Raw genomic sequence first — 13420 nt, 5'->3', positions numbered from 1 at the left:
AAAATTAGAACTTTACTTAGCTATGCGAAACATTACTAAAAATAGAAACCTGCCTAATAGACGATCTGTTTTTACATTAACGTTATTAATTTTTACCCTACTTCTATCGGAGTTTAGCGCCTCTGCACAGTGGAGTACAGATACGCTTTCTGATGCCCGTAGAATTTTGAGTGCGTCTAGTGTCGGAGATAAAGTTTTATTTGCTGGAGGGTTTGACGGCACTAATTATTCTTCGGTAGTTGACATCTATGATAGCAACACTGAACTATGGAGTACAGCAGCACTTTCCCAAGCCCGAGGTGAAATGGTTGCTGTGAATGTCGGAGATAAAGTTTTATTTGCTGGAGGAGGCACTAGCTCTTCTTCTTCGGTAGTTGATATTTATGACAACAATACAGATACATGGAGTACAGGAACACTTTCTGCAGCACGTACTTGGTTAAGTGGAACGAGTGTTGGAGATAAAGCTTTTTTTGCTGGAGGGTTTAATTCTGCTGTATCTTCAGTTGTTGATATCTACGACAACAGTACAGATACATGGAGTACAGCAACGCTTTCTGAAGCACGTCGCTATTTGAGTGCTACGAGTGTTGGGAATAAAGTTTTATTTGCTGGAGGGATAAATGCTTCTGAAGCTTCTTCTGTAGTTGATATCTACGACAACAGTACAGATACATGGAGTACAGAGGTACTTTCTGTAGCACGATCTCTAATGAGTGCCACGAGTGTTGGTGACAAAGTTTTTTTTGCTGGAGGATTAGATGATGTGGGGTCTTCTTCAGTTGTTGATATATATGATAATAGTACCGATACGTGGAGTACCGCAACACTTTCTCAGGCACGTTATTTCCTAGTTGCTACGAGTGTCGGAGATAAAGTTTTTTTTGCTGGAGGGTTTAATTCTGCTGTATCTTCAGTTGTTGATATCTATGACAACAGTACTGATACATGGAGTACAACAACGCTTTCTGAAGCACGTCGCTATTTGAGCGCCACGAGTGTTGGTGACAAAGTTTTTTTTGCGGGGGGGGATACAGGTTCAGAGTCTTCTAATGTAGTAGATATCTATACTCTTGAGGAAGAAACTGAAACAGCTACCTACACAGGTGCTTTCAGTGTAGAGACTCTTTCGGGGTTGACTACTCCCCAGGATGTAGTGTTCGTAGATATAAACAATGATGGACTCAAGGATTTGATTGTTACTGATCAGATAGGGAGTGGGGCTTCTGTGCTTAGAGTTTATGAAAACGCTTCTAGCGGAGGTGTCTTCAGTTATAATGAGCTGGCTAGCATATCAGTCAACGATACCCCAGTAGTACTAGCCACAGGTGACCTAAATCAGGATGGTCTAGTAGATATTATCTGTGGTAATAGCGACAATACTTTTACTCTCCATCGCAATACTGGTTCTGGAAGCTTTGCAGCCAGCCAGAGTGTGTCCTACGGAACAGAAGTAAGTGACATAGAGATAGGAGATATCGATACCGATGGCGTGGTGGATATCGTAGTGTCTAGCTACGATGGAGAGAAATTCTCAGTGTATCTCAATAATACAGCTGCCGAAGCAACGAGCTTTGGTTTTGATGCTGCTGTAGAAGAAACAGGTATAATAGGAGCGAAAGGATTGGCCCTGGGAGATATTGACCAAAATGGGGTGCTGGATGTAGTAGTTGCTAGTCAGGATGCTAACCTGTTTCGTGTTTATCAAAACAGCTCGACGGACGGAACTGTATCTTTTGGCAGTACAGGTAGTATTGCTCAGTACAGTGTTACTACTCCTCACGACGTAGTGCTACAGGATTTAAATGAAGACAATTACCCAGAGCTGATTGCCACGACAGGTACGGGTAATGTGGTGACTCTATATGAAAATGTAGGTTCAGGGTCAGGATCTTTTATTTTTTCGAACAGGCAAAATTTATTAACAGGAGGAACGACTCCCTATGCTTTGCAAGTAGTAGATGTTGATGGAGATTACTTGGCGGATCTAGTCATGTCTAATAGTGGTTCTGATGAGGTTTCCATTTTCCTCAATGAATATGAAGGGAGCGGTATAGCACTAGGAAGCCCTGAATTATACTCTGTAGGTACAGGAGGTATGGGTATAACTGTAGCAGATTTGACAGGGGACGGCTTGCCTGAGATCGCAGTAGCCAATGAACAAAGCAATACGGTTAGTGTATTGCTAAATGCTGGGGAAGAAAGTTCTGAAAGTAATGATTTAATCGCGCAATATTTATTTGAAGGTGATGCTACTGACAGTTCGGGCAATGCTAATGATGGTGTTTTGGGTGATGGTGTCACTAGTACCACTTTCCCTACGCTCACGATAGATAGGGATGGCAATGCAGATGCGGCTTATTCCTTCGATGGAGGCGATTATATTGCAGTACCGCATGATGAAGGGTTCGACTGGGGTACAGATGTGGATGTGACCGCTATGTGCTGGTTCAATACTACGTCAACAGAACTGAGCGCCCTGCTTTTCAAAGAGGATGGATTTAATGGTTTGATCGTTTACCTAAGCGATGGTTCTATATCTCTCTATGGTGGAGAGTTTTTGGAGAGTAATACAACTGATCTCAATGACGGTACATGGCACCATGTAGCGGTTACTTTAGATAGGGATCAGGGTATGTCCATATATATAGATGGTGTTTTGGATGCTAGCAATACTGTCGCTACATCTTTATATGATTTCACTGACACAAGAGATTTTTTGATTGGATCGGCTCAGACAACTGGCAGTGTTAAGAATAGTTTCTTTGTTGGGGCGATAGACCAAGTGCATGTTTATAATCAAAGCCTAACGTTGTCAGAAATTCAGAATGTTTTCGTCATGGAAGGTGACGAAACTGCTGCCTCAGATCGTGATGCGCTTATGGCTCTTTACAATGCCACCGATGGTGCCAATTGGACTAATGTTTGGGACTTAAATGCTGAAATGAGTACTTGGTATGGTGTTGGTCTTGACGAAAACGGACGTGTGGATTCGCTCAATCTTGCTGAAAACAATCTGACAGGTAGCTTGCCAGCTGAGGTAGGAGAGTTGACAGCATTGAGACATCTCATTATTCACAATAATCAAATAGGGGGAGTTCTTCCTTCAGAGTTAGGTGATTTGGAAGGACTTGAGATTTTGAGCTTGAGTATCAATGATTTTGAAGGTGAAATCCCAGCTGAGATAGGCGCTTTGTCTAATCTGTACGAGCTCTATTTAAATCAAAATGACTTAGTTGGCAGTATCCCTGTTAGTTTAGGAAGTCTGTCTGGTTTAAATAAGTTATATCTATATGGCAATGATTTGACAGGAGACATACCGATAGAGTTGGGTGGTCTAACATCTTTAGAGATACTGGATTTAAGTAGTAATAAGTTGTCGGGTAGTGTTCCTGCCGAATTCGGTAATCTGACTTTACTGAAAGATTTACGTCTTCAATTCAATGAGTTGAGTGGTGAGTTACCTGTCGAGATAGGTAGTCTTACTTCTTTGTCTACATTGGCATTTCATGGAAATAATATCACAGGGATTCCAGATTTGACGGCATTGTCTCTTGATGCATTTGGGTTATATGTTTATGGTAATAGCATTGGATTCGGTGATATCTATGCGAATATCTCTTTGCACGAAGAAGGGGTGAATTTTTTCTATAGCCCCCAAACCATAGAGGAAGAAGAATTCTTGGAAGTTAGTGATGGACAGACTTTAAATCTAACAACGAGTGAGTCATTTACAGGAACAGTTTATCAGTGGTTTGTGAATGGTGATAGTATTCCAAATGCTACCACTAATACATATTCTTTTGTATATGCTGATGGAGACGAAGGAGTCTATACTGTTAAGATGACAAATGAGTTTGTGCCAGAGTTGATCATCTCTCGCGCGAATTATCTAGTGAGCGACGGGGTGAATGAAGCACCAAGTAAGATTAGTCTTTCAGATACTACTGTATTCGAAACAGATGCTGTGGGAACTATTGTTGCGAATTTATCAGCGACGGATGATCCTGGGGATAGTCATTCCTTTGCGTTGATTGCAGGAGATGGAGATACAGATAACGACCATTTTTCTATCAATGAGGCCAATCAATTGGTACTGGAGGAGGTAGTTGATTTTGCTACAAATGAGGTGTTATATATCAGACTACAGGCTACAGACCAGTTTGATGTTACGTATAGTGAAAATTTTGAACTTCAAATTATCCCAGATATTGTTTGTCAGAGTGACGTACTGACTGAAAGTGAAGGGGTATTTGATGACGGTAGTGCAGAGTTTAATTATGAAAATAATTTTAACTGTTCGTGGCTCATAGAAGGAGGTGAAGGAGAGCAAGTAACATTAGGTTTCAATGCATTCGATGTAGAGTTAGATTACGATTTTGTTCGCATCTATGATGGGAGTGACACGAGTGCCCCGTTATTGGCGGAGCTGACGGGTCAAATTACGCTTCCAAATGAAATTAATTCTACCTCAACTAGTCTTCTTGTAGTTTTCGAGACTGATGGAGGAGTAGTCGCTACGGGTTGGGAGGCTTATTATTCAATAGGTAGTGAAGTACTAAGCTCTATCAACGGGTATGGTGAAGCAGATGGTAGAGGAGGATTTAATGCGTCCAGTTTCTCTGACCAAGTTTCCACAGAAATGACGATTGAGTTTTTACTGAATGTAGATCAATTCCCAGAAGCAGGTGTATATAGTCAGATTTTTCAAATTGAGAATACAAATATTCAATACATTGAGAGTCTAGAAGGAGGCGATAGAAATGTAGAATTTTATACTGGGGATGGCATCAGCTCTGGTGCGTCTGATAGTTGGCTTGGTTTAAACCCAACAGAAATGGGAGGTTTTGAATCAAACAAATGGTATCACTTTGCTTTTGTCTATGCTAATGGGACGAAATCTATCTATTTGAATGGGAGTTTTGTCAAAGATGAGGCTTTCGAATGGTTGAATGCAGGCAATGTCTCAGATTTAGGGGTAATACCAAATTTTGATGCAAAGATTGATGAGGTTCGTTTTTGGAATATTGCTCGAACAGACATAGAAATACGAGATAATATGCAGACTGAGCTGGTAGGGAATGAGACTGGGTTGGTAGGCTATTGGCCATTTAATAGCTATACGGATCAAGGGGATGACAGTAGTATTACGCCAGATCTGACTGCTAATCAAAAAGATTTGAGCTTTTCTAATGCCAATGCCCAAATCATAGGAAACTTGCAAGCACCAGTTTTGAGTGAGGCCACAGAGGTTTCTTCTACAGGGTTTACGATCAATTGGGAGACAGTAGAATCAGCAACAGCTTACGATTTACTCATTGATGACAATGATGATTTTAGCTCGCCAGAGTTTACTGAGAATTTTGATGGTAGCACGATTACATTCACTGCAACAGGATTAAATCAAGAGACAGTTTATTACATTAAGTTGACTGCATCGATAGATGATGTTACCTCTGAGCCAGCCTATGGCACAGTAGCAACTTTGGGTTTAGTATCTGTCTACTTTCCCTTCAATGGAAATACCAATGACGAGTCAGGAAATGGGTTTAATGGTGTGCTAGGAGACGGAACTGCTGGGACCATGCCTGTATTGACTAGTGACAAGTTTGGTAATGCCAATCAAGCCTATTGGTTCGATGCATCTAGCGACTATATCAAAACGGATTTTACCCCTGAAGCAGGTGACCTGAGTATATCTGTATGGGTATATTGGGAAGAGAATTTGAATGATTACCGTGAGATACTTGGTTTTACGTCAGAGGATAATTCGGTGATCAACTATTTAGGAGTTAATGCTGAAGGCAATATCAGGTTCAAGGAAGATATAGATGTCGCTATGCCAGTACAGCAGTGGACGCATATTGTGGTGACTTATGACGGGACTAATACATCACTATATATGAATGGTGAGCTAAAAGCAACGCAGTTTGCGGAGGGATATACGTTTGGCCCACTTACTATTGGAGCTTTTGACCGAAACGGGGGAGAGTCTTGGAATGGAGCGATTGATGAGTTGAAAATCTATTCTCAGGTCATAGAGGGATCGACAATTATGAGCTTATACCATGAGGGTTGGGAAGGTCTGTCTGACGAAGTGGATCTCTTGTCTTTTGAACTTAGTGATCAGATCGGTGTAGCGAGGATAGAGAAGGATAGTCATGAGATTACTCATAAAATCGCAGGTTCCGCTGATATTACTTCCCAGACACTGACCTATATTTTGTCATCAGGAGCTTCACTTTACGCCAATGATGTAGAATTGGTTAGCGGAAGCAATACAATAGATTTCACGAATCCAGTTTCATTCGAAGTAATAGCATCAAATGGTTTTAGTAAATCCCAATGGACTGCTAATGTGACTAAAGAAGTTGGGCTTGCTGCATATTATTCATTTACTGCAGGTAGCCTTACTGATGGTACAGGGTTTGGCAATGATCTGATACTGGGCAATGGAGTAGAGGTCGGGTATAACCCCGTCACTATAGCTGATCGCTATGATAATGCGGGTAATGCATACATGTTCGATGGAGTGGATGACTTCATGAGTATTAATAGTGGAGCGGGCGTATCAATATCAGGAGATCTTACCTTCAACGTTTGGATCTACGTTACTCAAATTGACAATAGTGGGCCATTTATTCTTTATTCGCTAGGGGATGTAGAATACATGGATTTTAGGCTGACTAGTGAGGGCTTGCTTGCATATAGTGCTTCTAATAGTGAGAACGTGTATTCGGAAGACCCTGTAAGGATGGAAACTTGGACGATGGCGACTGTAGCGAGAGTAGGTACTACCGTGAATCTTTATATCGATGGAGAACTATCCACAACTGGAGTTACGACGCAAACAGGTGGTTTTTCTGTGACCAGTATAGGAGGTAGTACAGATGCTGTTGCTTTTGGAGGTGCGATGGATGATATGCGCTTGTATGATCGTGGATTATCTGATGATGAAGTCCGTAGAATATATGAGTCAGAAAAGGTTAACGTACAGATTAGTTTATCGGCGAACGCTATAGATGAAAATTTAGAATCGGGACATGAAATCGGCTCATTCAGCGATGAAAATGGAACATACTCTATTTTATCTTCTGGCACTGAATTTACAATTGACGGATTTAAACTGCTTGCCAACCGTTCTTTTAATTATGAAGAGCAATCTGTATATCCGATTACCGTAGGTTATGATAAAGGAAGCGGGGCGGTTATAGAACAGGATTTTGAGATCACAATTAACAATGTTGAAGAGGTACCAGTGTTTTCAAATCCCACATTTAATAGTACGATTGACTTGAATATAGTGGAATCTACTGATGTTTCGATTGAGGTGTTTGACCCAGAGGGAGAAACACTAACGGTAACTGTTAAGTATGTCAATGCTACTGAGAACCCTGAGTCTCCTAATACTCAAGCTGCTATTGTACATGTGGATGGGGTTTTTGGTTATACATTCGACGCTACTGATTTTGATCAGACCAGTTTGTCTTACGTTTTTGTAGCGAGCGATGGGATATCAGAATCGACTTCTGACACATTTAATATTGCTCCCGTTTTACCTAGTGGAGCGTTCAGCGTATCTGTTAATACAGGTTCTACTGAGAGCGATTACCGTATTGTCAGTTTGCCATTCCAAAGCGTATCTGTGACTGAGCTGTTTAGTGACTTGGTAGGTAAGGACAAAGATGAATGGAGACTTTTGCACTATAACGGTTCTAGTTATACTGAGTATCCAAGTTTGAAAACATTGGAAGCGGGTAAAGGGTATTGGTTTTTGAATACCGTCAGTTTTGATTTTGAAGTACCGAGTGCTACTGTAGTGCGTGCTACTGAAAACAGGCCTTTCGAGATTAGTGTAAGACAGGGACAAAACCAAATTGGTAACCCGTATCTCACGAATATCAATTGGAATGAGGTCATTAGTCATAATGGACTTTCAGGTACTTTGTATACCTACCAGAATGGTACTTGGAGTTCAGCTTCGTCGACTTTGCGTGCTTTTGAAGGTGCTTTTTATAGTAATTCTGATGCATCTTTAACTGAGATAGAAATACCACTGAGTGCTGTCCGTAATGCATCTGCGAGAACTACTGATGCTCCCAAATTGATGACAAGTCAAGGGGTTTTTGGATCGGACGATTGGAGTTTTGGTTTTAATATCAATAGTGGAAACAAAGGGTATTATGTATCAGCTGTAGGAATGAAGCCTGAAGCTGCCATTGGGCTGGATAGGTTTGACGCACTTCCTCTTCCTAGGTTTTCTGAATATTTGGATGTTGTGTTTACACAGCATGGTGTGACTAAGGATATCGTCTCTCCATCGGATAGTTATAGTTGGAGTTTTGACGTAAACAGTGCGAGTGAAAAGCAGGTTACAATAAACTGGGATAATAGCACCATGCAAAACAGTGATTTTGGCATGTATTTGATAGATGTCTCTAATCAAATGATCATCGATGTATCTAATAAGAGTTCATACACTTTTAAGCCTATTGCAGTTAGTACAAGTTTCGAGCTTATATATGGTAGAAAGGTAGATTTGAAAGAACAAATATCAACGATCACAGACTTAATGATAGATCCATACCCTAATCCATTTGCTGATCAGCTGGTGTTGCCTATCGCGACGACTGCTGAGTCATCTACGGTTTCTGTTATGATGTTGGATTTGTCGGGTAGAGCAGTGTATCAGATAAGTGAAGTGGGTGTGACGTCAGGCTATCATGAGTATATGCTAGAAGCGGGGCAATTGACAGATGGGGTTTTAAGGTCTGGTACCTATTTGATCCAAGTCAAAATTCAAAGCGCAAATCACCAATCAACTTTCAATAAGAGAGTGGTGTACATAAGATAATTATATAACTATGAAAAAGTTACTACTACTAATCACTATCACTTTAACAGCCATTACGGCGGGATACAGTCAGACTGTATCTGCAAAAAGTGGAACTGTGTCGTTGAACTATGTTACTAACTCACCGACATATTTGGAGTTGAGGAGCCCTGAGTATTTGGCTGAATATGATAAATCAAGAGGTTTTATTCAGAAAGTAGAGGTTGAATACATAACTATTGAAGGAGTGATCGCTGATGATGATGGTGTCAAAGGTTTATGGTTGAATAACTATGAAGTAGATATCTCAGAGAGAACGGGTAGTTTCTCTTACGATTTGCCACTGCAGGTAGGAGACAATACGCTCACCTTTGAAGCTATTGATGAGAAGGGGAATACATTTAGCCGATCATATCAGGTAGAAAGAGAGAAGCCAATACCTGTGGAAGTAGAAGAGCCAGGGAAATACTATGCGTTGATTATCGGGATACAAGATTATGATGATCCATCGATCACAGATCTAGACAACCCAATCAAGGACGCTAAGGCGTTATACAAAATGCTGACAGAGCAATATACCTTTGACGTAGAGTATGCAACGCTTTTGGAGAACCCTACGAGGGATCAGATTTATGACAAACTTGATGGACTTAGTGCTCAGGTGACGACTAAGGATAATTTATTGATTTTCTATGCAGGACATGGGTATTGGGATGAGCAAGCACAAAATGGTTATTGGTTGCCTCGTGATGCAGAAGAAGATAAGAAGCGGGACTGGATGCGAAATAGTGCAGTGACAGAGTATGTGCGTGAGATCAATTCTAAGCATACTTTATTGATCACGGATGCGTGTTTCGGAGGGTCTATCTTTAAGACGAGAAAGGCTTTTAAAGACGCAAGTATGGGTATCAATAAGCTATATGAATTGCCAAGTAGGAAGGCGATGACCAGCGGGACTTTGACGGAGGTGCCAGACAAGAGTGTGTTTATGAAATACCTATTGAAGAACCTAGAGAGAAATGAAGAGAAGTATGTGGCTTCTGAGCAGTTGTTTTATCAGCTGAAACCAGCGGTATTGAACAATAGTCCGAATACACCGCAGTTTGGTGAGATCAGAAACACAGGAGATGAAGGAGGAGACTTTATCTTCCAGAGAAGAATAATTGAGACGTATTAAGAATAGAAATGTCTAATACAGTTTTGTGAAATAAGAAAAAGCCCGATTTTGATCGGGCTTTTTCTATTAAGTAGAATCCTCATACTGCGTGTATGACAGGTTATATGCTGTCAGTGTCAGTGAAGGCAAATTAAAAGGAACTCAGTAAAATAAGGGGTGTTTTAGAAGAATATTTGGATTGAGGTGTTAATTATTGTATTTGTTGCAATTATTGTAAAGAAGAGTCTTGTTTTGCCTAATGAAATCATACTTTGAGTAGATGGAATGTAACGGAAATGATAGTTTGTTGAAAATCTTACTTTTCATTCTATATTTAGCTTACTTTGCTTCACTCGATCAATATTGATACACTATGCCAACGATTAAAATTAATAGGATACAATGCACCGTTCCTGATGAAATAGATAAGGATGAAATGTTCTTGAAATTTAAGGGAGAGAAGGTATGGCCTGTAGGGAATTTGTACTTTAGAATAGATACTGGTGATAAAGTTGATGTGGATCTAAAGCTAGAAGTAGACTTAGGCTGGGTGGATGTAGAACTATGGGACTTTGATTTTCTAAGCTTCAACGACCATCTCGGTACATTTACTTTCAATGTGGATGATACACCTGGAGAGTACTCCACGAGTATGAAGCTACTGGAGAAGAACAGTACGGCCAGTTACATTATGCATTGGGAAATTTTGTGATATTAATGCAGTGATCTCTCTGACTCGGTCGCCGAATCAGAGAGCTAGACTTTCTTATTGAGCAGGGAAGTATTTTGGGACTAAATCTATGATTTTGTCTAAGGTGTCTGCTACTGATAACTTACTCATGCCACCAGCTGCGTTGGCATGACCACCACCATCGAAGTGTTCTGCAGCCAATACGTTGACAGGGTTTTCTTCTCCTTTTGATCGAAATGAAATTTTCATCATCCCATCACGTTCCGTGAAAACGATGGCGGCTTTCATCCCTTTGATAGATAGGGCTTGATTTGCTAGGCCGTCTGTATCACCTTTTTGGTAATCGTATTGTTCTAGTTCTTCCTTGGATAGAGAGATGATGGATACATGGTAGTCTTCCATGATCACTAGTTTTTGGCTCATAGCATAGCCCTGAAGGCGCAATCGGCTAGCCGTGTTGTTGTCATTAAGTACTTCATGGACGAGATGATGTTTGACACCTGCGGCTAATAATTTGGCAAGTAATTCATGCGTACGTGGCAATACTGAGGGGAAACGGAAGCTACCTGTATCAGTTAGAATGCCAAGGTACAGTGGTGTGCCGATATGTTCGTCTAGTAGGTTTTCATGCCCTGACTGTTCGATCAGTTCTACAATCAGTTGAGCAGTAGAGGAAGCTGAAGTGTCAGATACTGCGAGGTTAGGAAAATCCTGAGGGTTGAGATGGTGATCAATCATGATTTTTTTGCAAGTAGCAGATTCTAGTAGAGCTTGCATATCAGGACCGATACGATCCGTACCGTTATAGTCTAGGCAAAAGATGAGGTCTGTTTTTTGAAATGCTGCTGTCACTTCTTGTGGTTGATCCGTCATCAGCAAGATTTGAGAAGTATCTAGCCAGAACAGGAATTCTGGTGCAATATCAGGGTGACAGATGACTGCACTTTTCCCGAGTTTTTCTATGAATCGTTGCAGTCCCAAAGAACTACCTACAGAATCTCCATCAGGTGACTTGTGAGAGGTGATGACGATATGCGAAGCATTCAGTATTTCGGATTTTATCTGTTTATAAATGTTCATTGTGGCTGTGATATTAGATAATCAAATGTAGTAAGGAGGAGGTAAGTTTGTCTGATTGTAAACAAAAAAGCCGATTCAAATCCAGTTTGAATCGGCTTGCAGTTTTATGTGTTTGTCTTACAAGTGAATTGCTTCACCATATGCATCCTCTACGGCATCTTTGATTGCTTCAGACATGGTAGGGTGTGGATGTATAGCTTTCATGATTTCGTGACCTGTTGTCTCTAGTTTTCTAGCAACAACCGCTTCAGCGATCATATCCGTGACGCCAGCACCGATTAGGTGACATCCGAGCCACTCGCCATATTTTGCGTCAAAGATCACTTTTACAAATCCTTCAGCATTGCCTCCAGCTTGTGCTTTTCCAGAAGCAGAGAATGGGAATTTACCGACTTTGATGTCGTATCCAGCTTCTTTAGCCGCTTTTTCGGTCATACCTACAGATGCGATCTCCGGCGTACAGTAAGTACAGCCTGGGATGTTTTCATAGTCTAGAGCTTCAGGATTCTCTCCGAATATTTTTTCGACACAGATGATAGCTTCTGCTGACGATACGTGCGCAAGCGCTGGCCCGTGTACGATATCACCGATGGCGTAGATTCCGGGCAGATTAGTTTTGTAGAAATCATCTACGACAATTTTGCCTTTATCGGTCATGACGCCTACATCTTCTAGCCCTATGCCTTCGATGTTGGTAGAGATGCCCACAGCTGAGAGCACGATATCACAGTCGATTTGCTCCTCGCCTTTTTTCGTTTTGACAGTCACTTTACATCCCGAACCTTTGGTGTCTACAGAAGTCACCTCTGCACTGGTCATGATGTTCATACCTTGTTTTTTGAACGATCTAGCGAGTTGCTTCGATACGTCTTCGTCCTCTACAGGCACGATGTTGGGTAGGTACTCTACGATGGTTACTTCCGTGCCAATCGAGTTGTAGAAGTAAGCAAATTCAACCCCAATAGCTCCTGACCCGACAATCACCATTTTCTTAGGCTGCTTAGCGAGAGACATCGCTTCTCTGTAGCCGATGATTTTTTTGCCGTCTATCGGTAGATTTGGTAGCTCTCTCGATCTACCGCCTGTAGCGATGATGATATGATCTGCGCTATAGGTTTCGGTCTTGTCATCTGCATCGGTTACTGTTACAGTTTTATTTGCTGCTACTTTTCCGAATCCTAGGAGTTGATCGATTTTATTCTTTTTGAGTAGAAATTGGACACCTTTACTCATCGTGTCTGCGACACCACGACTTCTTTTGACCATTCCACCAAAATCTGCTTTTGAGTCTTTTACGGTGATTCCGTAATTTTCCGCATGAGAGATGTACTCGAATACACTAGCACTTTTGAGTAGCGCTTTGGTAGGTATACAGCCCCAGTTCAGGCAGATACCACCGATTTCTGCTTTTTCTACTACTGCTACTTTTTTTCCCAATTGAGATGCTCTGATAGCCGCAACGTATCCACCTGGACCGCTACCTATCACTATTACGTCATATTTGTTTGCCATAATTTCTTTGTACTGAATAAGATGAGACCTTGTTTAGTTCAGGCCGTTAAAGAGCTGCAAATTTAACCGCTTTGCCTTGAGAAAAAAAGATAATGTTCAAGCATAAAGCCTAAACCTATAATTTTAGCATTGTGACAATGCTATCTGA

General features: G+C 41.1%; 5 protein-coding genes. 3 read left to right on the top strand and 2 right to left on the bottom strand.

From position 1 onward, the window contains the following. The first annotated feature begins 22 nt into the window (after positions 1 to 22). The 3 genes from BUB99_RS11025 to BUB99_RS11015 all read left to right on the top strand — a co-directional run bounded on the left by BUB99_RS11025 (position 23) and on the right by BUB99_RS11015 (position 10701). Entirely contained in the window at positions 23 to 8854 is an 8832-nt protein-coding gene (locus BUB99_RS11025) for a LamG-like jellyroll fold domain-containing protein (protein ID WP_073122435.1), read from the top strand. Between the two features lie 10 nt (positions 8855 to 8864). Further along, a complete protein-coding gene (locus BUB99_RS11020) occupies positions 8865 to 10010 on the top strand; it encodes a caspase family protein (RefSeq protein ID WP_073122433.1) in 1146 nt (381 codons plus the stop codon). Between the two features lie 352 nt (positions 10011 to 10362). Next, the gene (locus tag BUB99_RS11015) at positions 10363 to 10701 is read left to right on the top strand and encodes a hypothetical protein (protein ID WP_073122432.1); all 339 of its coding nucleotides are present in this window, start codon (positions 10363 to 10365) and stop codon (positions 10699 to 10701) included. Positions 10702 to 10755: 54 nt separating this feature from the next. On the opposite strand, the gene BUB99_RS11010 is transcribed toward BUB99_RS11015, so the two are convergent. Together BUB99_RS11010 and lpdA are read right to left on the bottom strand one after the other, a co-directional pair. Next, positions 10756 to 11760, bottom strand: a complete 1005-nt coding sequence (locus tag BUB99_RS11010) for a DHH family phosphoesterase (RefSeq protein WP_073122430.1) — start codon at positions 11758 to 11760, stop codon at positions 10756 to 10758. Positions 11761 to 11877: 117 nt separating this feature from the next. Beyond that, positions 11878 to 13272 carry a dihydrolipoyl dehydrogenase gene (gene lpdA / locus BUB99_RS11005; protein WP_073122428.1) on the bottom strand — a complete coding sequence of 465 codons (1395 nt, stop codon included), beginning with the start codon at positions 13270 to 13272 and terminating at the stop codon, positions 11878 to 11880. Between the last annotated feature and the right edge of the window lie 148 nt (positions 13273 to 13420).

This window comes from Reichenbachiella agariperforans (assembly GCF_900142205.1).
In the GTDB taxonomy this organism is placed as follows: Bacteria; Bacteroidota; Bacteroidia; order Cytophagales; family Cyclobacteriaceae; genus Reichenbachiella; species Reichenbachiella agariperforans.
The sequence above is the reverse complement of the archived record's forward strand: the minus strand, read 5'-3'. Positions and strand labels throughout refer to the sequence as shown.

What these genes read in the sequence shown, in the direction of transcription:
- BUB99_RS11025 (WP_073122435.1), top strand. Translation starts at nt 23, where the DNA reads ATGCGAAACATTACTAAAAATAGAAACCTGCCTAATAGACGATCTGTT.
- BUB99_RS11020 (WP_073122433.1), top strand. Translation starts at nt 8,865, where the DNA reads ATGAAAAAGTTACTACTACTAATCACTATCACTTTAACAGCCATTACG.
- BUB99_RS11015 (WP_073122432.1), top strand. Translation starts at nt 10,363, where the DNA reads ATGCCAACGATTAAAATTAATAGGATACAATGCACCGTTCCTGATGAA.
- BUB99_RS11010 (WP_073122430.1), bottom strand. Translation starts at nt 11,760, where the DNA reads ATGAACATTTATAAACAGATAAAATCCGAAATACTGAATGCTTCGCAT.
- lpdA (WP_073122428.1), bottom strand. Translation starts at nt 13,272, where the DNA reads ATGGCAAACAAATATGACGTAATAGTGATAGGTAGCGGTCCAGGTGGA.